This window comes from Pseudomonas viridiflava, from assembly GCF_900602065.1.
In the GTDB taxonomy this organism is placed as follows: Bacteria; Pseudomonadota; Gammaproteobacteria; order Pseudomonadales; family Pseudomonadaceae; genus Aquipseudomonas.
Map to the genome: position 1 here is coordinate 65,325 of NZ_UWFN01000263.1, position 23,308 is coordinate 88,632.

Below are 23,308 nucleotides of genomic sequence, written 5' to 3' on the forward strand. Positions count from 1 at the left end.
AACTTCGAATGCTCATTGTCTTTAGTGGTCTTCCCGGCACAGGTAAAACGACGATTGCACGTGAACTCGTTCGCCGAACACAGGCGGTGTATCTGCGTATTGATTCAATTGAACAGGCTATGCGTAACTCCGGCGAGCTTGCACACGATATCGGGCCTGCCGGTTACCGGGTCGCGAATGAGCTTGCGCTGGGCAACCTTGAACTTGGTAATTCAGTCATCGTCGATTGCGTTAACCCGGTGCTGGAAAGCCGAAATGCCTGGAGCAACATTGCCACAAGCGTTGGCGCTCAGTTGGTGAATATTCAGGTGGTGTGCTCCGACAAACAGGAACACCAACGCCGGGTTGAAAACAGAATAAGTGATATTCCGGACCTGACTCCGCCCAGTTGGCAGTCGGTGCTGGACCACGAATATGAAGCGTGGGATGACACGCCGTTTACTGTCGACACAGCGCTAATGCCTGCGGCTGAGGCGGTAGCGATAATCACCGAGCGATTTCTGTCAGGGTTTAGTGGTCGCTAAGGCACCTGACAATGGTCAAGCAGAACGAGCCTCTCGAAAAGGAATGTATACATGCTGACAGGACAATGCCTCTGCGCAAGCGTGGTTTTTACCCTTAAAACAGAACCACTGTATTTCTACCGATGCCACTGCTCTCTCTGCCGGAAACAAACAGGCACGGGTTACAACTGCGCGACAATTGTCCCGCAATCCACTTTCCAGTGGGAGGCGGGAGAGTCCGAAATCAGCACTTGGGTCAAACCCAGCGGTTACAGAAATGACTTCTGCAAACAGTGCGGTTCGACAGTCCCCAACGCCCTGCGTGGCTCGCCGTACATGTGGATTCCATTAGGTCTGCTGGACCCGCAAACGCCCCCCATGAAATGCATAGGCGACTACTGCCTGAGTGACGCAATGCAATGGGACACGGTGAAGTCGGAAAACACATTTGACGGGGCTACCGAGTCGTTAGCGTCACTGCTCGCGGCTTTGCGGGTTGGCTGTTGAGCTGGTGCAGCGTTTCAAGGGCAAACGTTCAGCCCCCAATGCACCGGCGAACATAGTAATGATCGAACTCGCCGCTCTCTAGAAACTGAAACCCATGGCGCAGGTAAAACCGATTCGACGCGCTCTCTTTAAGCGCGCCGACTTTAATCGGAAGCCCCGCGGCATCTGCCTCTTTGAAAATCAACGCCAGCACCGCCGAGCCTATGCCCGAGCCCTGCGCATTCAGCCTCAGATAAAGATGATCAAGCACCCACTCATGCTCGTGACGCTTGATCACGACAAAGCCAACCCGCTCTCCAGCCACTTCGATATAGCGTGTATTACGCGCATCGAAACCGCTGACAAAACGTTCGCGAGCACGCACCGGATCAAAGCGCCCTACGCGCTCCAGACTTTCGCGCATCGCTTCAATCCGGATAGCGACCAAGTCGTCGAGGTCGGTTTGCTGGGCCGGGCTCAGAGTCACGGCAGAATGGGTCCGGGATGTATCGGGCATACGTCGTTTACTCTGAGTACTGTAGTGGGATCAGCAGGCGTCCTTAGCTCAGGCGCGAGCAGCGCCCCATCATGCCATTAACCTTTAACCACACCAGCAGCCTCTAACACCCGAATCTCCTCATCGCTGTAGCCCAACTGGCTCAGCAGCTCAGTCGAATGGCTGCCAAGCTCAGGCACATTAAGCCGCGTGCCGAAACGCTGGCCATCCATTTCGAAAGGCAACATCGGCACTTTTACAGCGGTGCCGTCGTCAGCCGTCAGCGCGGCCATGCCGCCCGAATCATTCAGGTGCCTATCCTCAAACAGATCCTCTGGACGCTGGATCGGTGAGAATGGAAGGCCCGCGGCTTCGCAGCGCGCCATCACTTCGACCTTACTCATGCCGCCCAAACACTGACTCACCTGCGGCAGAAGGTCTTCGCGCGCCTGCACCCGCTGGTTATTGAGAGCCAGCGCGGGGTCTAAGGCCCACTCGCTGAAATCAAAGGCTTTGCAGAAACTTTGCCATTGGCCGTCGCTGACGACCCCGAGGAAAACCTGCTCATCGTCGGCGGTGGTGAATACATCGTAGATTGCCCAGGCGGAGACCCGGTTGGGCATCGGCGCGGCGGCCTTACCCGTGACGACTTTCTGCATCATGTGTTGCGCCACGAGGAAGGCCGAGTTTTCAAACAGGCCGGTCTGTACAAACTGGCCCAGCCCGGTAGCGTTGCGCTGATGCAAAGCGGCGAGGATTGAGATAGCGCTGAACATGCCGCCCATTACATCATTTACCGAAGCCCCAGCCCGCAAAGGCCGACCCACCGGGCCAGTCATATAAGCAAGGCCGGTCATCATCTGCACAACTTCATCGAGCGCTGTGCGTTGATCGTAAGGGCCGGGCAGAAAACCTTTCATTGAGCTGTAGATGATGGAAGGCTTGATCGCCTTGACCTGCTCATAACCCAGCGCCAGTTTTCCCATGGCACCGGGACGAAAGTTTTCGGTGACCACGTCAGCACTGGCGATGAGCTTGCGGACGGCCAGCATGCCCTCTTCGGTTTTCATGTCGACGGCAAAGCTTTTTTTATTGCGGTTATAGGTCATCCAGTAACCTGCGCCGGAGCCTCGCAAGCGCCGCGTATTGTCCCCCGCAGGCGCCGGCTCAACCTTGATCACCTCTGCACCGAGGTCAGCCAATACCAAACCGCAGGTCGGCCCCATGACCATGTGTACGAACTCGATCACACGAATGCCTGCCAGTGGCAGCGTCTTTTCATCAGTCGACTGCATGTTCATTGGTCCTTGCTTGCATAACGAAAATTCTTGCCCACACCGGCATCAGGGATGAATCCATAAAGCGGCTCCTCCGGCAGCCCCTTCTGCAGCCATTCGCGCGCGGCGACCAGACGGTCGATGTCAACGCCAGTGCGCAGGCCCATGGATTCGAGCAGGTAAACCAGATCTTCGGTGACGATGTTTCCCGAGGCGCCGGGGGCATAGGGACAGCCGCCCAACCCACCCTGAGAGGCGTCGATGGTCGTGACCCCGACATCCAGCGCGGCCACGACGTTCGCCAACCCCTGCCCCCGGGTGTTGTGAAAGTGGGCACTGCCCGCGACAGGCCCCAGCTCATGACGCAATCGGGTGAACAATTGACGTACCTGAGTCGGGTTGGCATAGCCCACCGTATCGGCCAGCCCCACCTCATCGACCCCGAGCCCGGCCATGGTGAGGGCCATACGAATGACGTCATCGGCCGGCACTACACCTTGCAGCGTGCAGCCGAATACCGTGGAGAGACCCGCCTCGATCTGGATGTGCGGGTACTGCTGATCGCGTAACGCAACGACTGAGCGGACTTCTTCAAAAACCTGCGCATGCGTCTTGCGGATGTTTGCCAACGAGTGCGGCTCGCTGACCGAAATCGGCAGGGTGATTTTTTGCACTCCGGCTTCGAACGCTGCCTGCGCGCCTTTGAGATTGGGCACCAGAGCGGTGACAAACAGCCCCGGCAGGGTTCTCGCGTGAGCGACCAATTGTGCCGCATCGGCCATTTGTGGAAGCAGTTTCGGCGAAACGAACGAACCGATTTCGATCTCGCGCAAACCGGACGCTGCCAGTGCCGTCAGCCACTCGATTTTGAGCGCGGTAGGCATGCTCGCCTTGACGCTTTGCAGCCCGTCGCGGGGGCCGACCTCGCTGATCAAAATATCTATGTCGTGATTGTTGTGCATGAAATGACCTCGGGTGCAGACCGCCGGCACTGAGCCAGCGGACGTGGCTTAGTGGAGGATGGAAAGCGCGCCGATCAGCAGCGACATCACAAACATCACGCCGACCGTACCCACCGACCATTTGAAAGAAATACGCTGGTTGTTCGCATAGTCGACATCCAGCAAGCCGCACAGCAGATACGTCGATGCCACCAGCGGACTCAGCACATGAACCGGTTGGCCGATCAGCCCGGCGACGGCCATTTCCATGGGCCCGATGCCGTAATGGCTGGCGGTGTCGGCAAGGATTGGCAGGATGCCGAAGTAGAACGCGTCGTTAGTCAGTACATAAGTGCCCGGCATGCTGATCAGCGCGGTGATCAACGACATGTACTGCCCCGCCCATTGCGGAATGACGTAAATGAGGCTTTCGGAAATGGCCTTGATCATGCCGGTGCCGGTCATGATGCCGACGAAGATACCGGCGGCAAAAATCAGCAGGGACACCAGCATCACGTTGCCCGCATGGCGTGAGACAAGGGCCTTCTGGTCCTCGATTTTGGGGAAGTTGGCGACTGCGCCAATGCCGAATGCGAGCATGAACAGAATCGGCAGCGGCAATACACTCATGACCATGCAGGTAATCAGAGCAGTCGTCAGCACGGCGTTAAACACAAAGCGCCAGTCGCCCGGTGCGGACTCCTTGAAGTGATCCATGCCCTCGCCTTCGCGTAGTTCGATCACGCCCAGGCGACGCTTCTCCATACGCCCCAGCAGAAACGCGACAAACACCACCCACGCCAGCGCGGCAAGCATCATCGGCAGCATTTCCATGAACAGGTCGGCAACGTCCACATGCATGGCGCTGGCGGCGCGAGAAAACGGCCCGGCCCAAGGCAGCATGTTCATCACGCCATTGCTGAGCAACAACACCGTCGCCATGACTTGCAGGCGAATCCCGGTGCGCCGGTACAGCGGTAACAGCGCGGCGGTGGTGATGATGTAAGTTGTCGCGCCGTCACCATCCAGGCCAACGCAGATACCGAGAATCGCGCTGCCAATCACGATCTTCTGCGGATCGCCCTTGACCACTTTCAGGATCATTTTGACCAGTGGGTTGAACAGCCCGGCATCGGTCATCATCGAAAAGTACAGGATCGCAAAGGTCAGCATGATCCCGGTCGGTGCGAGCATCTTCACACCGTCGATCATCATCGGGCCAAGCCCTGCGGCGAACCCACCGATACAGGCAAACACCACGGGCACCAGCATCAACGCCACCAACGGCGAAAGACGGCGGCTCATGACCAGATACATGAAGCAAGTGATCATCGTATAGCTGAGGATCGTCAGCATGGGTTCCCTCTTTTTTTTAGTTTTATCTGGGTGACTTTTTACGGATGCGAAGCGCCAGCTACCGGCATGGATAGCCCGTGCAGTGGGTTAATGAGAGTCAGTGCAAGGTACTCAGACCGGCAGGCCTTTGGCGCGCAGCAGTGCGTCGAAGCGTTCCGGGTCGGCAGTGCCAAGGCGATTGGTTTCGCGGATCGCGGCCTCGCGCTCAAGGTGGGCGATGGCTTTGGGTAGCAGGGCCGCAACATCCGCCTGCGGCACTGCGAGTACGCCGTCAGCATCGCCCAGCATCAAATCGCCGGGCATGACGCAGAGTCCTGCGCAGGCTATCGGCACATTGATTTCGCCGGGGCCGTCCTTGCTCGGGCCACGGTGCGTGTGGCCCGCCGCGAACACCGGCAGGATGCCTTCGGCCAGTTCTTCGAGATCACGAACCGCGCCGTCGATGACAATGCCGCCAAGCCTGACCCGTAATGCCGTGGTGCGGACAAGACCGCCGATGACCGCCTGGCTGACGTCACCCGCGCCATCAATAACCAGCACATCGCCGGGTTGAACCATCATCAGGGCCTTGTGCACCATCAGGTTGTCACCGGGACGCACCCGCAACGTGAACGCGGGGCCACACAACTTGAGCGACAGATCGCCGTGATAAACGTGCAGGCCTCTGGCGCCGATGCCGCGCCCCAGACAATCCCCCGCAACCGCCACCGGGACGCTGCGGAACGCCTCGATCAGGTCAGCGCCAAGATTGTCGTTACGCGGATTGATACGGTAGCCGGTTGGCCAGTCATTGAGAGCAGAAGCGGTCATGGTAAATCTCCGGTCAAAGGGGAAGCAGGTCAGCGTTGACGCACGACGTACGAGGCACAGGCTTGCCGTCGAGGAAATCCAGTACGTTGTTCGCAGCATCCCGGGCCATTGCGGCCAGTGCCGCCGGGGTCGAACCGCCGACATGAGGGGTCAGCACAACGTTGCCCAGATCCAATAAAGGGCTGCTGGACGGCAGAGGTTCGATGGCCATGGTGTCCAGTCCTGCCGCGTACAACTGGCCGCTGCGCAGTGCCTGGACCAGGGCGGCTTCGTCTACCACCTCGCCGCGCGCGGTATTGATCAACAGCGCGCCTTCGGGAAGCATTGCCAGCTCGGCAGCGCCAATGAGGTTGCGGGTCTGTGCGGTGAGCGGCACATGCAGGCTCAAAACATAACTTTCGCTGAGCAATGCTGCCAATGAGTCCACGGCCACAGCGCCCAGCAGGCCGCTGTCGGTTTTGAGAAACGGGTCGTAAACCCGTACCGGCATACCGAGCGCCTGGCATACCGTCGCGACTTTGCGCGCCACTTGACCAAAACCGACCAGGCCCAGCGTACGCCCGCTCAGTTCCAGACCGTCCTGCGCACGGGACCAGCGACCAGCGCGGATTTCGCTGTCCATCCAGCTGACTTTGCGCGCGGCTGCGAACATCAGAGCCAGGGTCATCTCACACACCGATTGCGCGTTGGCACCGGGCGTGACGTAGACCGGAACGCCACGGGCAGTCGCCGCAGCAACATTGATATTGCTGACGCCAACGCCGTGTTTGGAAATGACTTTCAGGGTCGGGCATGCGCCGATCGCCTGTTCACTGAGGTCGAAAGTCCGCGAGATCACTGCATCAATCGGTTCGCTAGCCATCAGCCGTTCGATGTCAGCAACTTCCTGCCCTGCGCTGACAAACAGCACTCGACAGCCGCGTTGCATGAGGATGTTCAGCCCCGCGGGTGCAAGGCGTTCGGCGGTGACAAGAATGGTGTACGTCATGGAGGGTGCCTTGTTTTCATTATTGGCATCGGTTCAGACATCGCTCGCGACATCTACCGCTATGGCCTCCATGGTTAACCTATTCCTCGTATAAATCTATTTCCGCTTTTTTATTCAACTATGAATTTAATTGATACATCGACCCGATTGTGTCCCTCGTTGGGGCGACGGGTAACACTTGGGAAAATACTCAGGTCAGATCGGAATGATCGGTAAACAACGCCGTACCTTCTCGCTTGAGCAGATCGACGACGTAAGCGGTAGGTGGCGAGATGTAAGCTTCGCGGCGCATCACCAGACCGAAGCTGCGCTTCATGGTGGTTTCTGCCAGTGGTACCTCGCGCAGGTGCGCGCCAATTTTGCCCACGCCGAGGTTATGCCTGGAAATGAAACTCAGCAGCGGTGTGTGAGCAATCAGCCGCGGCATCATGTTGATGGAGTTGGTCTGGATCTGAATCTGCGGCGTGTCCAGTTGATGATTGAAAAACGTATTGTCCAGCCAGCGCCGGGTGGCCACCGTTGGCGCCGCCAGCACCCAGCGCCATTCGCACAGATCCGCCATTACAATCGGGCGCTCGAACAAAGCATGGTCGGCGCTGGCAACCACCACGACTTCATCCTGCAGCAGTGCGAAGGTTTCGAACTGGGCGACATCCACCGCCGACAGCGGGCAGATCAGCAGATCCAGCTGCCCGGTTCGCAGCGAGTTGAGCAATATGTCGTTCTGACCGGTGACGAGTTCCAGCGTCAGATCAGGGGCAGTGTCCAGTAACAACGACACCAGACTCGGCAACAAATATTCCGCAGCCGTCGGGCCGCAGCCGAGGCGTACATTGCCCACCGTACCTTTGGCAAAGTCCTGAATTTCCCGACGGGTTTCCTGCACGCCCTGACGCAGAAGCCGGGCGCGCATCAACAGCAGTTCACCCGCTGGAGTGAGCCGCATGCGCCGCCCTTCACGAAAAAACAACGCAGTGCCGAGGGTTTCTTCCAGTCGCTGAATGCTTTTCGACAGCGCCGGCTGGGTGCGATGCAACTTGTCACCGGCGCGCCCCAGGTTGCCCAGATCAGCGATGGTTTCGAAATAGTAGAGGTCGCGTAAATCCATCAATACACATCCACATGGCGTTGGGTCTCTTCGCCATCCAGATTGTGTGAACCGGATAACGAGCGCTCCATGATGGCCGGTGTATCGCCGCGATACGAGAGGAAAATCCATGGCTGGTCTTTACTGCCATGAGATCGAGGGTTTTCTTGCGGTCATGTTGAACGTGCGTCCGCCCGAGCAAGAGGGGTCTGTTGAGCGGACGCTGTTCGGGTACGCGGACTGCTTACTTGTTCAGTTTCCTTGAAAGAAATTCGCGGATGTACTCAGCCACTTCCGGCGCATGGGTCTCCAGTGCGAAGTGGCCCGCGTCCAGCAGATGCACTTCCGCATTCGGAATGTCTTTACGATAAGCCTCTGCTCCCGGCGGGATAAACGCCGGGTCATGCTTGCCCCACACGGCCAGCAGCGGCGGTTGGTGTTTGCGCAAGTACGCCTGAAACGCCGGGTATGCCGCCACGTTGGTGCGGTAGTCGAGAATCAGGTCCAGCTGGATTTCTTCGGCACCTGGCCGCGCCATGTACTGGATGTCCAGGTTGTAACCATCCGGTGAAAGCTTCTGCGGGTCAGCGCCTGTGCCGTACTGCCAGTCACGAATGGTTTCCGGCGATAACGATGGGCGGCAAGCTTCGCGATTGGCTGCCGAAGGGTCGCGCCAGTAGGCTTGCCACGGGTCCCACTGATCACTGAAACCTTCCAGATAGGCGTTGCCGTTCTGGCTGATGATTGCCGTCACTTTTTCCGGATTCGCAGCGGCAAGACGCAAACCGGTTGGGGCGCCGTAATCGAATATGTACAGCGCGTATTTGTTCAGGCCCAACGCTTCAGTAAAGCCTTCGATCACTTTGTAGAGGTTTTCGAAGGTGTAATCGAACTGCCCGCGCGGCGGCGCTTTAGTGTTTCCGAAACCCGGTAAATCCGGTGCGATGAGACGGTACTGGTTTGCCAGCAATGGCATCAGGTCGCGGAACATGTGGCTGGCGCTCGGAAAGCCGTGCAGCAACAGGAGCACCGGCGCGTCCTTGCGGCCGACTTCGCGATAGAAGACCTCCACCTCGCCAACTTTCTGCGTGTGGAAGGTGACGCGGAAGTTATCGTCGAGTGCCATAGTTGCTCCTCCTGTTGTTGGTCCTTTGCTGGCCGCACTCACAAAAGATGCGCCGATAGCAGACGCTGCGCCTACCGCAGATGCCTGCAAAACTTTGCGCCGACTGATGCCGAACGCTGGATCGGAATGGTTCATGGCGAGACCCTGTTCTGAATGAATTGAGGTCTATCCTATTCCCTGCTTCTATTGTAGAGAATCACCACAAAACTCAATTCACCATTTCTATTTCTGCAATGCTGGTAGCATTCCCGCAACACTCATTACGCTGCAGGCAGGACATGGACCGAATTCAGGAAATGACAGTGTTCGCTGCTCTGGCCGACCAGACCAGCTTCGCCGGAGTCGCACGGCACTTTGGGTTGTCCACCGCTACGGTCACGCGGGCAGTGGCCAGCCTGGAGAGTCGCCTGGGGGTGTTGCTGGTGGTGCGCAACACTCGCAACATGCGTCTCACTGAAGCCGGGCAACGGTTTGCCGTTGACTGCCATCGTTTGCTGGCCGACCTTGCTGAAGCGGAAAACGCAGCGGGTGGTTTGCACGCACTGCCTGGCGGCTTGCTCACCGTCACGGCGCCTCAGATGTTTGGTGCGCTGCACGTCACACCGGTTCTGACGCGCTTCCTCAGTCAGTACCCGGCAGTGGAGATTCGCGCAATTCTGGTTGATCGGGTGGTGTCGATGCTGGATGAAGGGGTTGATGTCGCCGTGCGCATTGGCCCCCTGCCCGATTCCTCGTTGACGGCAATCCCCGTCGGCAGCGTGCGGCGCATGGTGTGCGCCTCCCCCGCCTACATCGCCGAACATGGCACGCCACAGCACCCGGACGACTTGCGCCACCACTCGACCATCTCGACCTCCGCATCAGAACGAGCACCTCAGTGGCAGTTTCGAGTTGATGGCCACGACTACTCAGTAGACGTCGGCTCAAGGCTCAGCCTTACGTCATTCCAGGCTGCCATCGGCGCAGCCGTGCAGGATTGGGGGCTGACCCAGGTGCCGTATTACCAGATACGCGAGCACCTGCGGGATGGGAAACTGGCCTGTGTGCTGGAAGCATTCGAGATCGAACCGGAGCCGGTCCACGTGGTGTATCTGGAGGGCCGACGCGGCTCGTCCAAAGTACGCTCCTTTGTGGATTTCTGTGTCGAGGCGCTGCGCCAGGATCTGCGGTTTGAAGGCGGTATTGCTTGAAGGTGACTCTTTCAAACATCGCATCAATTGTGCCCTGAAACGCGTAGCCTGTAGGAGCTCACCGAGGTTACGAGGCCAGCGATGGCGGAGTGTCAGACAAACCGCCATCGCTGGCCTCGTGACCTCGGTGAGCTCAGATGCGTTTCAACTCATTAAATTATATTTTTAGCGAACAAGCGGTTTTCATGGGTTTCATTTTGAAAAGTGAAAGACGTCGAACCCAGACATTCGTAGCCTTGCCGAGGATAAAAGCCGACCGCTCACTCATTGCCAACCCAGACCGTGGCCCATAGCAATGACGCACCTCCAAGCCGCGCATATTCTTCGGCGCGTTGAAGCAACTTGTAGCCCACGCCTCGTCCGGTAAACCTTTCCTGTACGTACAGACGCTTTAACTCCGCGGCACTCGAATCGCCAATCACCTCATGATCAGTTCGCAAGGCAACCTGTGCGAAACCGACAAGATGATGATTAACCTCAGCCACAACGATCAACGTATCGGGCTGGGCAATGATTTTTGAAATCGTATCCGGCAAGAAGGCATCAAGCGCTTCCTGAGCAATTGCGTCCCGGATTCCTTCGGTGGAATACGTATCGAGAAAAACCTGCATGCCGAGCACACCGATAGACAGTGCGTCCTGTGGGGTGGCGGCACGGGTGATGACTTGAGTGGTATGGGGGTCAGTCATTCAGATACTTTGCTCAGGTTCGAAACGCTTGAGGGGTCACAAATATTCAAAGAGCCAAAATATCGAGATTCAACCGGTGAACCCAACCTCAGGCGCTCTTGAAGGAGCAATCACTATAAGTCATGCAGGGCTAGCCGACTCATAAGGGCATCAACAGAGATGAGCTTGCCTTGCTCTTTGTCCCGAGATGCCAAGGCCATGAGTTTGATCAACGCGATGGTTTCATCTCGGTGCTTGCGCGCTGCGCAGGACTCAATTACATAGGCTGGAAGACCATGTTTCGTTATTACAATCGGCTCGGATACGTCAAGCGTCGCCGCGTTTTTCCTCAGGTAGCTGATGGTTTCAACCCGCATACGCAATTGCATCCCGGTGTTCGTGAATAAGTTTTATGGTCTCTCGTAGCACTGATTCCGACGGCGAAAATAATCAATTGTAGGAGCTGCCGAAGGCTGCGAAAGCGGTGTGTCAGTCTTTACCGATTCGCAGCCTTCGGCAGCTCCTACAGAGAGCGTGCGGATATCTTAAACACCCAAAAAACCAACATGTAATACATATCTAAAGCCATACAAAAAACACCCGATGCTAGCGTGATTTCTCATTCACGTTCAGCAGGATTCACCGATGTACGCTATCGATTACAACAGCTACAGAGCCACAAAAAGCTTCAATCACCGCACCCGTTTTCTGGTCATGCATTACACCGCCTGTAACTTCCGACAATCAGTCGCTGCGCTCACCGGCCCGTCAGTCAGTTCGCATTATCTTGTCCCGGACCCAAGCGATAAAACCTACACCGACGCGGGTTTCACCGACATGCGCATCTTCAACCTCGTCGATGAAGGCGAACGCGCATGGCATGCAGGCGTCAGCGGATGGGCGAAGCGTTACAACCTTAACGACACTGCCATCGGGGTAGAAATCGTTTATGTGGCCACCGAAGACAAAGGCGTTTTCACGTTCCCGCCGTACAACTCCACGCAAATAGAGGCAGTCAAAGAGCTGGCAAAGAACATTCTCCAGCGTTACCCGGACATATCGCCGGTTAACGTCGTCGGCCACAGTGATATCTCCATCGGCAGAAAAAGCGACCCCGGTGCCGCATTCCCCTGGAAAGAACTTCACGATGCCGGTATTGGCGCCTGGTATGACGAGGCAACCAAACAAAACTATCAGGCACAGTTCAGCTGCGCCATGCCCGCCAAAGCCGACATGATCGCGAAACTAGGCCTTTACGGGTATGACACAACCGCTGCGATGACTGAAAGTGGATACAAGAAGCTGATCCGGGCATTCCAGCTGCATTTCCGCCCGAAAAAATATGACGGCGTGGTGGACGCTGAAACGGCGGCGGCGCTGTATGCACTGGTGGATAAATACTTTCCGGGGAAGATAACAAAGCAGGTGTATGTTTAAGGAGATAGCGGCGTAAATAGATTCACAGACGATGCAGCACGATATTCAGGAAAACCTGAACGCTGATCAGAATTGGATTTTTTGCTAAACCCGCCAGAGCTGGCGAGCTTTAGAGATAGGTGGTAACCCCACCAGCCACACCCCGGCACACAATGTTCCCGCTGTGGCTGCTTCCTTCCGGATCTGACCAGGTTCACGGGTAATCGTTGCGGGGGGACCGATGGGGTCACCATAACGACACTCACCTGTCGGCGAGCCGCGCCATTGTACCGGTCTGGCGCGAAGTTACAACCCGTAATGCGGGATAAAAATTCGATAGCGCTCAAGCACTTGTGTGACGGGGGCTGGGTAGCTTGCAGCGCTCGGAATCGGGGCTTATAGTCGCGCCGTCACTGCACATCAGTGATCGGGTGTGGAAGCCCGGCTGTTCAAAGAGTACAGAAGCTTTTACCAATCATCGGGGCCATAAGGTGTCCGATGGCTGTGTTATGGCGGCTGTGCGCTGGGGCACCTTCGGGTGCGCCGGGTTCTCTTTGACCGGTCTTCCACACCCGCGCACAGCTGCCACCCACTCATGTGGAAGTGAGTTTTTGGCAGCTCCACCTCACAAAGAGAATGCCATTAATGTTCAAGATCACTCCAAATCCTCCTGCCCCATCCGTTCGGGGAGGTGCAGCATGAATCGCTTCGTCCCCCTCAAGAGCAACAACACAGACAGCCCGGTGATGCACATGGACACCCAGGCACCGCTGGATTTTCTGTTTGCCAGCGCAGACCGGCGCCTTCGCATGGCGCGGCATTTATTGGAAACGCTGGACGGCGCAGACGAGTGCGACGTGCGTTGCATCGCCAATGCCGCATTGATGCTGTTGAGCGATGGCTGTGATGCGTTAACAGTCGTTGAGAAGCAGATATTTAGCCCGCCCTCTCCATGCACTTCTGTCAGACACTGAGCCATACTGCGCACCGCCTACTTTTCTCGTCAGACGGTGCGATTTAGCAGTGATGAAAACGCAAGTTGTGAGCTACGAAACACTGAACGAAGTGCAGCGCCAGCAACTGGATGCGCTGGAGATTTTGCCGGAGCAGCTGCCGTTTTCCGGGGATATTTACTGCGCGTTGAATACCTTGCTGGTCCGGCCAAGTCCGAATATTCAGGGTGTGGCGTTGCTGGCGGATGACAAGCCGGTGGGCTTTTTACTGCTCAAGCGCGGGGAGTTCTTACCGCACTGGGCGGTGGAAGGCTCGGCGACGTTGCATGCGCTGCAGATAGATCATCGGGTTCAGGGGAAAGGTCTGGGCAAGGTGTTTTTGCAGGGGTTGCCGCAGGTGGCGCGCACGACGTGGCCGGATATCGGGCAACTAATGTTGTCGGTGGATGCGGATAATCTGGCGGCGCTGAATTTGTATGTCGGCCAAGGTTGGGTGGATACCGGTGAGGCGTACAAGGGGCGGATCGGGTATGAGCGGCGATTGGTGTTAGACCTGTAGACGTAGATCACCTGTGGGAGCATCAAGCTCATGCAGGACCTGTGGGACCGAATTTATTCGGGAAAGGGCCGGCAGATTCAACACTTCTGTCGCCTGACAAGACGCATTCGCGAATGAATTCGCTCCCACCGGGATCAACCCTTGCAGGCCAACATAGAACCCCCACAGAGAACAGGCGTACAGCCAGTACCACTGCGCCGTCAGACCTATAGGATTTAAAAAAACCTATAGGTCAATGAGGTTTTTAGAGCGCCAACTCAGCCACAACCGCTGCCAGCGCTTTGGCCGGGTCGGCGGCCTGGCTGATCGGGCGGCCGATGACGAGGTAGTCGGAGCCTGCGTCCAGCGCCTGACGCGGAGTCAGGATGCGGCGTTGGTCGTCCTGGGCGCTGCCGCTCGGGCGGATGCCTGGGGTAACCAATTGCAAGGCCGGGTGTGCAGCTTTCAGGGCCTGGGCTTCCAGCGCAGAACACACCAGACCGTCCATACCAGCCTTTTCAGCCAATGCAGCCAGGCGCAGTACTTGCACTTGCGGGTCGACGTCCAGGCCGATCCCGGCCAGGTCTTCGCGCTCCATGCTGGTCAGCACGGTCACGCCGATCAGCAAAGGCTGCGGGCCAGTGCGCTGGTCGAGCACTTCACGGCAGGCCGCCATCATGCGCAGGCCGCCGGAACAATGGACGTTGACCATCCACACCCCCATCTCGGCCGCCGCTTTGACCGCCATGGCGGTGGTGTTGGGGATGTCGTGGAATTTGAGATCAAGGAACACTTCGAAGCCCTTGTCACGCAGGGTTTCGACGATGTCCGAAGCGCAACTGGTAAACAGCTCCTTACCGACTTTAACGCGGCAGAGCTTGGGATCCAGCTGGTCAGCCAGCTTCAAAGCGGCGTCACGGGTCGGGAAATCCAGGGCGACGATGACAGGAGTCTGGCAGACGGACATGAGCGGGTTCTCTGGTAAGTCGAAATCGGCGCGCATTGTATCCGAACCTTACAGCAGACGGTATTCGAACCGCCCAACTGAATCGATTCTCCCCAATGAATACGCCCTAAAGCGGACATAACCCTGCCCTGCCCGCACCAAAGCCGCACCCTCTTGGCGCGCACAAACGAGAACCGTTCTGCAAACGACGCGTTTGGGACCAATACGACTATGGTTCATTGAGTGGCATGGCGACTGCAACAGGATGTTTCGATGATTCCACAGACTTCAGGGAGCTGCTCATGAACACACAACTCAAACCCACGCTGGGTACGCTGCATTTATGGGGGATTGCGGTAGGGCTGGTGATTTCCGGCGAATACTTCGGCTGGAGTTACGGCTGGGGCGTGGCCGGGACATTGGGCTTTCTGGTCACTTCGTTGATGGTTGCGTTGATGTACACCTGTTTCATCTTCAGTTTTACCGAACTGACCACGGCCATCCCTCACGCGGGTGGGCCTTTTGCCTACAGCCGTCGGGCCTTCGGTGAAAAAGGCGGGCTGATTGCAGGCCTGGCCACCTTGATTGAATTTGTATTTGCGCCGCCAGCGATTGCGATGGCCATCGGCGCCTATCTGAACGTGCAGTTTCCGGGGCTTGATCCCAAGCTGGCGGCGGTCGGCGCTTACATCGTGTTCATGACCCTGAATATTCTGGGCGTGAAACTGGCTGCGACCTTCGAGCTGGTGGTCTGCATTCTTGCAGTGGCCGAGTTGCTGGTGTTTATGGGCGTGGTCGCTCCGGCGTTCAGCTTCAGTAATTTCGCGCTCAACGGCTGGGCCGGTTCCGACACCTTTGGTGCTCCGGCGATTGCCGGTATGTTTGCGGCGATCCCCTTTGCGATCTGGTTCTTCCTGGCCATTGAAGGCGCGGCCATGGCCGCCGAAGAAGCCAAGGACCCCAAGCGCACGATTCCAAAAGCTTATGTCAGCGGCATCCTGACCTTGGTGATTCTAGCCATGGGCGTCATGCTTTTTGCGGGCGGCGTGGGCGACTGGCGCACCCTGTCGAACATCAACGACCCTCTGCCACAAGCGATGAAAACCGTGGTTGGCGAGAACTCCGGCTGGTTGCACATGCTGGTCTGGATCGGCCTTTTCGGTCTTGTAGCCAGTTTCCACGGCATCATCATGGGCTACTCCCGCCAGTTCTTCGCACTGGCTCGCGCGGGTTACCTGCCCTCCTCGCTGGCCAAACTGTCGCGTTTCCAGACACCACACCGCGCCATCATCGCGGGCGGCCTGATTGGTATCGCGGCGATCTACAGCGACGGCCTGGTCAATCTCGGCGGCATGACCCTGACAGCAGCCATGATCACCATGGCGGTCTTCGGCGCCATCGTGATGTACATCATGAGCATGCTCAGCCTGTTCAAACTGCGTAAAACCGAACCGTCGCTGGAGCGCACCTTCCGTGCACCGGGTTACCCGATCGTGCCGGGCATTGCCCTGGCGCTGGCGGTGGTGTGCCTGATTGCGATGGCCTGGTTCAACGCACTGATCGGCCTGATCTTCCTTGCCTTTATGGTGGTGGGCTTCGTCTACTTCAGCCTGACGGCGCAATCACGCGCCGACGCTCCGGCTGACGCGATGCTGACCGGGCTTTAAATAACGACGCGATCAGGGCACAGGGCTAGACTTGAACCATTGGGCGGCGCGGCTGCTCAAACGGTTACATAAGAAAGGAGAGCCCTATGCCCTGGTATGCCTGGTTAATTCTGCTGGTTGCAATTGGTTCGATCGTGGGCGGTTTGATGGTCTTGCGCCAATCTGCGCAGAAGCTGCCACTGACCGATGAGCAACTCAAACGTGTCCACGAGCGCAATGCCGAGATGGATGCCAAAGAAGCCAAGGATCGCTAGAACTGAAAAAAGACGGTGCCATTGGCACCGTCTTTTTTATTGGGCGTTTGCCTGAGTGCGCTCGGTAGCCACGGCGCGGTGGCTGGTCAATGGCAGTACGGCGATTCGAAACGGCTGAAAGATTTTCAGCATCTGCCCGTTGTCCCGCAGTTGCTGGAGCAGCAGATCGAACTGCGCGCCGCTGATAGGTGCCTTGGGGCGCAGCAGGGCGAAATGCCGGTAGGTTTGATCGACTCGCTCCGAGACCAGTAACTGAGCAGCTTCCGTCCGGTTGCGCGCCATGAAGTCGCTGAGGTACGAACGCGTTACCAGCGCAATGTCCGCACGGTCGCGCATGACCATCAACAGATTGCTGTCATGGGAATAGGTCAGCGTGGATTCAAAATGCTCGCTGAGGTACTTCGGGTCTGCGTTGAACTGCGCAAACGCGTAGTGATAGCCGCTGAACAGGGCTAACCGCTTGCCGTGCAGATCATCAAAATAGCTCTGGGTACGACCTTCCACCTTCCGAGCAACAAAGATCTCGGCATCTTCGAGCTTCATGTCGACCGCTTCATGGGGGATGCTCTGCCAATCCCAATCGGGATTTTCAAATATCGCCATGTCGATGCGACCTTGCTCGAAATCACGAAACCGGCGCGGAATAGAAGTCGGTACCAGCACGAACTGATAATCACGCTGGGCAGCATTCAGGGCCGCCACCAGCTCAGGCAACAGCCCGGTGTCTGCACCTTTTTCCGGCCGGATGGTGTAAGGCGGGAAATGCGCCGCACCAATTCTTACTACCTGCGCAGCACTCACCGGCATGGCGAGTAGTGCTGCAGCGCTTACCCACAAGGCTCGCGAAGCCATTCGCACAGACAAAAACTTCAAGACTGCGCACCCCTGAAATTGATCAACCCTAGGTGTTTTTTGGTTTTAAAACAATGAGCAAATAGTGCAAAGCGGGGTTAATTATCCCTAAGTGCCATCATTAGCGCTTCATCCGCTAATTGATCCAGCGTCATGCTGCCTTGAGGCCTGAACCAGGTCGTCGTCCAGGACAACGCACCTGTCAAAAAGCGCCGCGTCACGAACACATCTCCTTTGATGAAACCGGCGTCCTTGGCCTCCCCCAGCACTTTTAGCCAGAGTTGTTCATAGAGATCACGCAACGCCAGAACGTGTGCCTGACCTTCAGCTGACAGCGACCGCCATTCATAAACCAGCACGGCCATGGCCTCACCACTGCCGCCCATGATCGATTGCAACTCACAGCGAATCAACGCCAGCACGCGCTCGCGCACAGTGCTGACTTCAACCAGTGCGGCACGCATCAACGCGGTGTTGTAGATGATGGTTTCTTCCATCACGGCGCGCAGGATCTCGTCCTTGCTTTTGAAGTGATGGAAGATGCTGCCTGACTGGATACCGACTGCACTGGCCAGATCACGCACGGTAGTGCGCTCATACCCCTTGTTGCGGAACAGGTGCGCCGAGACCTGCAACAACTTGCCCCGGGCGCTTTCCGGATCAGTGAGCTGGCCTGCGTCGACCAACTCACGCATGACCAATAGAGCTTGCTGCTCGTTCACGGTGGTTTCTCTCCAAACAGCACTCGAACTTCTGAACTTGCGACGTGATCGCTGTTGGAGCGAGGCTTGCCCGCGAATCAGGCGACGAGATGAACCCAGCTACACCGCGTTATCGTTCTTCGCGGGCAAGCCTCGCTCCAACATGAAAAGTCGATCCTGCATGGCCCAGACGACACCGAACCAAGACCGCAATCAATCATTACGCTTTAAGCAATCTCACATGCCCAGCAATCTATGCCTGCCCGCACAACCAAGCAAGCGCTAGGCCAATAAATAAATCACGCGCTGGCTGATCAACGGTCGCCTCAAATCGTTTTCAGCACTTCCACAACCAAGCGCTTGCTTGGTAGTCTCGCCTGACTGTCTCGGGACCACGGAGGTCGACCATGAGCAAGCATCTGCGCATCGGCTGTGCGAGCGCCTTCTGGGGAGATACCAGCACGGCCGCCGCGCAACTGGTTGAAGCCGGCAAGCTGGATTATCTGGTATTTGATTATCTGGCCGAGATCACCCTGTCATTGATGGCCGGGGCACGGATAAAAAACCCGGACGCAGGCTATGCGACAGACTTCATCGATGTCCTGACACCGCTCCTCGGCAGCATTGCCGAACAGAAGATCCGCGTGATCAGCAACGCAGGCGGCATCAATCCCGCCGCTTGCGCCGCTGCGCTGCAAAGGGCCTGTGACACCTCAGGCGTGGCCCTGAAGATCGCCGTTTTAAACGGCGATAACCTGCAACCACAGTTCGCACATCTCAAGAAAGCCGATATCCGCGAGATGTTCAGCGGCGCCCCGCTACCCGCTATGTGCGTGTCGATCAACGCCTACCTCGGCGCTCCTGGCATCGTCGCCGCCCTGCAACAAGGTGCCGACATCGTGATCACCGGCCGTGTGGTCGACAGTGCGGTGGTCAGCGCGGCGCTGGTTCACGAGTTCGGCTGGCAGTGGGACGATTACGACCGCCTGGCGCAAGCGGCACTGGCTGGCCACATCATCGAGTGCGGCGCGCAATGTACGGGCGGCAACTTCACTGACTGGCAGGATGTGCCGGACTACGAGCACATCGGTTTCCCTATTGTTGAGGTCAGCGAAGACGGGACATTCGTCGTCTGCAAACCAGAAGGCCCCGGCGGGCTGATTTCGCCGTTGAGCGTTGGCGAACAGTTGCTGTACGAAATCGGCGACCCACGCGCTTATCAGCTGCCCGATGTGGTGTGCGACTTCACTCAAGTGCACCTCGAACAGTCCGGCGAGAACCGGGTCCGGATCAAGGGCGCTCGCGGTTTTTCACCCAGTGATCAATACAAGGTTTCGGCGACCTGGCCCGATGGCTTTCGCTGCACCGCCAGTTGCCTGCTGGCGGGCATCGACGCAGTCGCCAAGGCACAGAGAGTCGGTCAGGCGATCATCAGCAAGACCAGTGAGATGTTCGAGCAACGCGGCTGGGCGCCTTACAGCGAAGTAAACATCGAGTTACTGGGCAGTGAGGCGACTTACGGCCCCCACGGCAAACGCCAGGACAGCCGTGAAGTGGTGATCAAGCTGGCCGTCCGTCATCCGCAAAAAGAAGCACTGATTCTGTTCTCCCGGGAAATTGCCCAGGCCGCCACCGGCATGGCCCCGGGACTGACCGGCATTGTCGGTGGCCGGCCCACGGTGTACCCGGTGATCCGGCTGTTTTCGTTTCTGGTGGATAAGTCGGTTTGCAGCCTGAGCGTCGAGATGAGCGGTCAGGCTCTGCCCTGCTGTTTACCCGATGTTCACCGGCTCGACCCGCTGGAACTGGCCGAAGACCTGCAACCGCCCGCGCCACAAGGCCAGGCCGACGCCAGCGTGCCATTGATTCGCTTGGCGGTGGCGCGCTCCGGGGACAAAGGCAACCACAGCAATATCGGGGTCATGGCGCGGCGTGCGGAGTACCTGCCATGGATCGCCGAAAGCCTGACGACCGCAGTGGTGGTGGACTGGATGCGCCATGTGCTGGACCCGATACAGGGCCGCGTCGAGCGCTGGTATCTGCCGGGCAGCCACAGCTTGAACTTTCTGCTGGAAAACGCTCTGGGTGGCGGCGGTGTTGCCAGCCTGCGTATTGACCCGCAAGGCAAGGCATTTGCCCAGCAATTGCTGGAGATAGAAATCGCAGTGCCGCAATGGGTGGCGGATGAGGTTAGTTGATGGCCCGGTGTCATAGCACCGCGCTGCCTCGCGGCAAACACAGGACCTGTAGGAGCTGCCGAAGGCTGCGATCGCGGTGTATCAGGATAAATGCTTCGCAGCCTTCGGCAGCTCCTACAAAAAATGCCTTTCAGTCCAGAAGGCCAGACGTGATTGACCTGCCATCTGCAGTGCTCTTGTCGCGAGCAAGCTCAGTTCCCACAGAGAACTATAAAAAGAGGTGATCAATGGCTTACAACTCCGTGTTCAAACCTGACCTCTTCGCCGGGCGGACGATTTTGATCACCGGTGGCGGCAGTGGCATTGGTCGCTGCACCGCCCACGAACTGGCAGCGCTGGGTGCTCATGTATTGCTGGTCGGGCGCAAGCCGGAAAAGCTCGAGCAGGTCTGCACCGAAATTCAGCAGGACGGCGGCCAGGCCCACGGCTACAGCTGCGACATCCGCGAGGAGGCGTCGGTGCAAGCGCTGATCAGCACACTCATCGACGCTCACGGCCCGCTGCATGGCCTGGTCAATAACGCTGGCGGCCAGTTCCCCTCCCCCTTGTCGGCGATCAATCAAAAAGGTTTTGAAACCGTACTGCGCAGTAATCTGGTGGGCGGTTTCCTGATGGCCCGGGAAGTCTTCAACCAGAGCATGAGCAAGCACGGCGGCGCCATCGTCAACATGCTGGCCGATATGTGGGGCGGCATGCCGGGCATGGGGCACTCGGGCGCAGCGCGCTCAGGCATGGACAACCTGACCAAGACCGCCGCCTTCGAATGGGGCCACGCGGGAGTGCGCGTGAATGCCGTCGCGCCGGGCTGGATTGCTTCCAGTGGCATGGACACCTATCAAGGCGCGTTCAAAGCAGTGATCCCGACCTTGCGCGAGCACGTGCCGCTCAAACGCATCGGCAGCGAATCCGAAGTCAGCGCCGCCATCGTCTTTCTGCTCAGCCCGGCAGCCGCGTTTATCAACGGCAGCACGTTGCGTATCGACGGCGGTGCCAGTCTGGGCAATCGCACCTGGCCGCTTTATCCGGCGGCCCGTAGCGAGGCTTATAACGGTTTTCATCGTGCCACCTTGCCTGACGTGCTCAAAGGGGAGGAATAAGCCATGCCGGTGATTGAGTCACAACTGGACACCCACAGTTCAAGCTTCGCCACCAACCGTGAGGCGATGCTGATCGGGATTGCTCAAGTCAGGCAACTGGAGCAGGTGCTGCTGGATAAAGCCGCCGCGGCCAAAGACAAATTCCGCCAGCGCGGCCAGCTGTTGCCTCGCGAGCGCCTGAACCTGCTGCTGGACCCCGGCGCGCCATTCCTGGAACTGTCCTCGCTGGCGGGCTACAAGCTGCATGACGACAAGGACGGCAGCCAGGCAGGCGGCGGCCTGATCGCCGGGATTGGTTACGTGTCCGGAGTGCGGGTGTTGGTGGTGGCCAATAACAGCGCGATTCGGGGCGGGACCATTTCCCCGAGCGGTCTGAAAAAGTCCCTGCGGCTGCAGCAAATCGCTGTCGAAAATCGTCTGCCAGTGGTCACGCTGGCGGAAAGTGGCGGCGCCAACCTTAACTATGCCGCCGAGATTTTCGTTGAAGGCGCACGAGGCTTTGCCAATCAGGCGCGCATGTCGGCCATGGGCTTGCCGCAGATCACCGTGGTTCACGGCTCGTCCACGGCGGGCGGCGCTTATCAACCGGGGCTTTCCGATTACGTCGTGGTCGTACGCGGCAAGGCTCGCCTGTTTTTGGCGGGGCCACCGCTGCTCAAGGCTGCTACCGGGGAAATTGCCACGGATGAAGAACTGGGCGGCGCCGAGATGCACGCTCAGGTGGCGGGCACCGCAGAGTATCTGGCAGAGGACGACGCCGACGGTCTGCGCATCGTGCGCGAAATCATTAGCCTGCTACCGTGGAATGCACAGCTGCCAGTGCGTCCGCCCAAGGTCTATCAGGAGCCGCTGTACCCCATCGATGACCTGCTCGGCTTGATCCCCAACGACCCGAAAAAGCCTTACGACGTCCGGGAAATACTTGCCCGGCTGGCCGATGGCTCGCAGTTTCTGGAGTTCAAGGGCGAGTACGACAGCCAGACGATGTGTGGCCATTTGCACATCCAGGGTCGGCCTTGCGGTGTGATCGGTAACAACGGCCCGATCACCGCCAAGGGCGCGAGCAAAGCGGCGCAGTTCATTCAGTTGTGCGACCAGAGTCAGACGCCATTGTTATTTCTGCATAACACCACGGGGTTCATGGTCGGTACCGAGTCCGAGCAGCAAGGCGTGATCAAGCACGGGGCGAAGATGATTCAGGCGGTGGCCAACGCCAGAGTGCCGAAACTCACCCTGGTGGTCGGCGGTTCCTACGGGGCAGGCAATTACGCCATGTGCGGGCGGGGGCTGGACCCACGGTTCATCTTCGCCTGGCCCAACAGCCGTACGGCCGTCATGGGCGGCGCACAAGCGGGCAAGGTGCTGCGTATCGTCACCGAGGCCAAGCAGCTCAAGGCCGGCATCGAAGTTGATCCCAAGATGCTCGATATGCTGGAGCAGGTCACCGCGCAGAAGCTCGACAGCCAGTCCAGCGCGCTTTACGGCACCGCCAGCCTGTGGGACGACGGCCTGATCGACCCGCGAGACAGCCGCACGCTGCTGGGTTTCCTGCTGGATATCTGTGAAGAAGCGGCGGTCAGGCCGTTGCAGGGCAACAGTTTTGGGGTGGCGCGGTTTTAGAACCGCTCTGGAATCGCGCCAGACAAACAACATACTAACCACTGAATTGAAATGCATTTTCTGTAGGAGCTGCCGAAGGCTGCGAGACATTGATCCTGCCACACCGCCATCGCAGCCTTCGGCAGCTCCTACAGGCCC

General features: G+C 58.1%; 23 protein-coding genes, 1 other RNA gene and 1 pseudogene. 11 read left to right on the plus strand and 14 right to left on the minus strand.

Annotation, left to right across the window (positions count from 1 at the left end):
- The first annotated feature begins 8 nt into the window (after positions 1-8).
- Together EE949_RS14050 and EE949_RS14055 are read left to right on the plus strand one after the other, a co-directional pair.
- Entirely contained in the window at positions 9-524 is a 516-nt protein-coding gene (locus EE949_RS14050; protein WP_122664831.1) for an AAA family ATPase, read from the plus strand.
- 51 nt (positions 525-575) lie between these two features.
- Positions 576-1,010, plus strand: coding sequence for a GFA family protein (locus EE949_RS14055; RefSeq protein WP_122664832.1), 435 nt, complete (start codon positions 576-578; stop codon positions 1,008-1,010).
- A 28-nt stretch (positions 1,011-1,038) separates the two neighbouring features.
- On the opposite strand, the gene EE949_RS14060 is transcribed toward EE949_RS14055, so the two are convergent.
- The 8 genes from EE949_RS14060 to EE949_RS14095 form a co-directional block, all read right to left on the minus strand.
- Positions 1,039-1,506, minus strand: a complete 468-nt coding sequence (locus tag EE949_RS14060; RefSeq protein ID WP_162874464.1) for a GNAT family N-acetyltransferase — start codon at positions 1,504-1,506, stop codon at positions 1,039-1,041.
- Positions 1,507-1,583: 77 nt separating this feature from the next.
- The gene (locus tag EE949_RS14065) at positions 1,584-2,780 is read right to left on the minus strand and encodes a CaiB/BaiF CoA transferase family protein (protein ID WP_122664833.1); all 1,197 of its coding nucleotides are present in this window, start codon (positions 2,778-2,780) and stop codon (positions 1,584-1,586) included.
- Between the two features lie 2 nt (positions 2,781-2,782).
- On the minus strand, positions 2,783-3,724 hold the full coding sequence (locus EE949_RS14070) for a hydroxymethylglutaryl-CoA lyase (RefSeq protein ID WP_122664834.1): 942 nt from the start codon (positions 3,722-3,724) through the stop codon (positions 2,783-2,785).
- Positions 3,725-3,772: 48 nt separating this feature from the next.
- Complete coding sequence (locus EE949_RS14075) at positions 3,773-5,059, minus strand: CitMHS family transporter (protein ID WP_122664835.1); 1,287 nt, start codon at positions 5,057-5,059, stop codon at positions 3,773-3,775.
- 111 nt (positions 5,060-5,170) lie between these two features.
- Complete coding sequence (locus EE949_RS14080; RefSeq protein ID WP_122664836.1) at positions 5,171-5,869, minus strand: RraA family protein; 699 nt, start codon at positions 5,867-5,869, stop codon at positions 5,171-5,173.
- 13 nt (positions 5,870-5,882) lie between these two features.
- Positions 5,883-6,857, minus strand: coding sequence for a hydroxyacid dehydrogenase (locus EE949_RS14085; RefSeq protein ID WP_122664837.1), 975 nt, complete (start codon positions 6,855-6,857; stop codon positions 5,883-5,885).
- A gap of 190 nt (positions 6,858-7,047) precedes the next feature.
- Complete coding sequence (locus EE949_RS14090) at positions 7,048-7,965, minus strand: LysR family transcriptional regulator (RefSeq protein ID WP_122664838.1); 918 nt, start codon at positions 7,963-7,965, stop codon at positions 7,048-7,050.
- A 223-nt stretch (positions 7,966-8,188) separates the two neighbouring features.
- Positions 8,189-9,070, minus strand: coding sequence for an alpha/beta fold hydrolase (locus EE949_RS14095; protein WP_122664839.1), 882 nt, complete (start codon positions 9,068-9,070; stop codon positions 8,189-8,191).
- A 278-nt stretch (positions 9,071-9,348) separates the two neighbouring features.
- Here EE949_RS14095 and EE949_RS14100 point away from each other — a divergent pair, with 278 nt between their 5' ends.
- Positions 9,349-10,260 (plus strand): LysR family transcriptional regulator, encoded by a 912-nt coding sequence (locus EE949_RS14100; protein WP_122664840.1) that lies wholly within the window; start codon positions 9,349-9,351, stop codon positions 10,258-10,260.
- Between the two features lie 152 nt (positions 10,261-10,412).
- Here EE949_RS14100 and EE949_RS14105 read toward each other — a convergent pair.
- Positions 10,413-10,949 (minus strand): annotated as a pseudogene (locus tag EE949_RS14105) (GNAT family N-acetyltransferase).
- A gap of 113 nt (positions 10,950-11,062) precedes the next feature.
- On the minus strand, positions 11,063-11,305 hold the full coding sequence (locus EE949_RS14110; RefSeq protein WP_122664994.1) for a type II toxin-antitoxin system Phd/YefM family antitoxin: 243 nt from the start codon (positions 11,303-11,305) through the stop codon (positions 11,063-11,065).
- Between the two features lie 268 nt (positions 11,306-11,573).
- Between EE949_RS14110 and EE949_RS14115 the strand changes: the two genes are divergently transcribed.
- Positions 11,574-12,365: an N-acetylmuramoyl-L-alanine amidase gene (locus EE949_RS14115; protein ID WP_122664841.1), complete on the plus strand. Its 792-nt coding sequence runs from the start codon at positions 11,574-11,576 to the stop codon at positions 12,363-12,365.
- Between the two features lie 126 nt (positions 12,366-12,491).
- On the opposite strand, the gene ffs is transcribed toward EE949_RS14115, so the two are convergent.
- An RNA gene (gene ffs, locus EE949_RS14120) (signal recognition particle sRNA small type) lies at positions 12,492-12,588 on the minus strand.
- A gap of 454 nt (positions 12,589-13,042) precedes the next feature.
- Here ffs and EE949_RS14125 point away from each other — a divergent pair.
- Positions 13,043-13,318 (plus strand): hypothetical protein, encoded by a 276-nt coding sequence (locus tag EE949_RS14125; protein ID WP_122664842.1) that lies wholly within the window; start codon positions 13,043-13,045, stop codon positions 13,316-13,318.
- A gap of 52 nt (positions 13,319-13,370) precedes the next feature.
- Positions 13,371-13,856, plus strand: coding sequence for a GNAT family N-acetyltransferase (locus tag EE949_RS14130; RefSeq protein WP_122664843.1), 486 nt, complete (start codon positions 13,371-13,373; stop codon positions 13,854-13,856).
- A 244-nt stretch (positions 13,857-14,100) separates the two neighbouring features.
- Here EE949_RS14130 and pyrF read toward each other — a convergent pair whose 3' ends face one another.
- Positions 14,101-14,802: an orotidine-5'-phosphate decarboxylase gene (gene pyrF, locus EE949_RS14135; RefSeq protein WP_162874463.1), complete on the minus strand. Its 702-nt coding sequence runs from the start codon at positions 14,800-14,802 to the stop codon at positions 14,101-14,103.
- 281 nt (positions 14,803-15,083) lie between these two features.
- Between pyrF and eat the strand changes: the two genes are divergently transcribed.
- Together eat and EE949_RS14145 are read left to right on the plus strand one after the other, a co-directional pair.
- On the plus strand, positions 15,084-16,448 hold the full coding sequence (eat, locus tag EE949_RS14140; protein ID WP_122664845.1) for an ethanolamine permease: 1,365 nt from the start codon (positions 15,084-15,086) through the stop codon (positions 16,446-16,448).
- An 86-nt stretch (positions 16,449-16,534) separates the two neighbouring features.
- Positions 16,535-16,702 (plus strand): DUF2897 family protein, encoded by a 168-nt coding sequence (locus tag EE949_RS14145; RefSeq protein WP_122664846.1) that lies wholly within the window; start codon positions 16,535-16,537, stop codon positions 16,700-16,702.
- Positions 16,703-16,738: 36 nt separating this feature from the next.
- On the opposite strand, the gene EE949_RS14150 is transcribed toward EE949_RS14145, so the two are convergent.
- Positions 16,739-17,554: a substrate-binding periplasmic protein gene (locus EE949_RS14150; RefSeq protein WP_122664847.1), complete on the minus strand. Its 816-nt coding sequence runs from the start codon at positions 17,552-17,554 to the stop codon at positions 16,739-16,741.
- Positions 17,555-17,652: 98 nt separating this feature from the next.
- The gene (locus tag EE949_RS14155) at positions 17,653-18,276 is read right to left on the minus strand and encodes a TetR/AcrR family transcriptional regulator (protein WP_122664848.1); all 624 of its coding nucleotides are present in this window, start codon (positions 18,274-18,276) and stop codon (positions 17,653-17,655) included.
- A 386-nt stretch (positions 18,277-18,662) separates the two neighbouring features.
- On the opposite strand from EE949_RS14155, the gene EE949_RS14160 reads away from it, so the two are divergent.
- The 3 genes from EE949_RS14160 to atuC all read left to right on the plus strand — a co-directional run bounded on the left by EE949_RS14160 (position 18,663) and on the right by atuC (position 23,170).
- Entirely contained in the window at positions 18,663-20,453 is a 1,791-nt protein-coding gene (locus tag EE949_RS14160; RefSeq protein WP_122664849.1) for an acyclic terpene utilization AtuA family protein, read from the plus strand.
- 227 nt (positions 20,454-20,680) lie between these two features.
- The gene (locus tag EE949_RS14165; protein ID WP_122664850.1) at positions 20,681-21,550 is read left to right on the plus strand and encodes an SDR family oxidoreductase; all 870 of its coding nucleotides are present in this window, start codon (positions 20,681-20,683) and stop codon (positions 21,548-21,550) included.
- A gap of 3 nt (positions 21,551-21,553) precedes the next feature.
- Positions 21,554-23,170 carry a geranyl-CoA carboxylase subunit beta gene (atuC, locus tag EE949_RS14170; RefSeq protein WP_122664851.1) on the plus strand — a complete coding sequence of 539 codons (1,617 nt, stop codon included), beginning with the start codon at positions 21,554-21,556 and terminating at the stop codon, positions 23,168-23,170.
- The last annotated feature ends 138 nt before the right edge of the window (positions 23,171-23,308 follow it).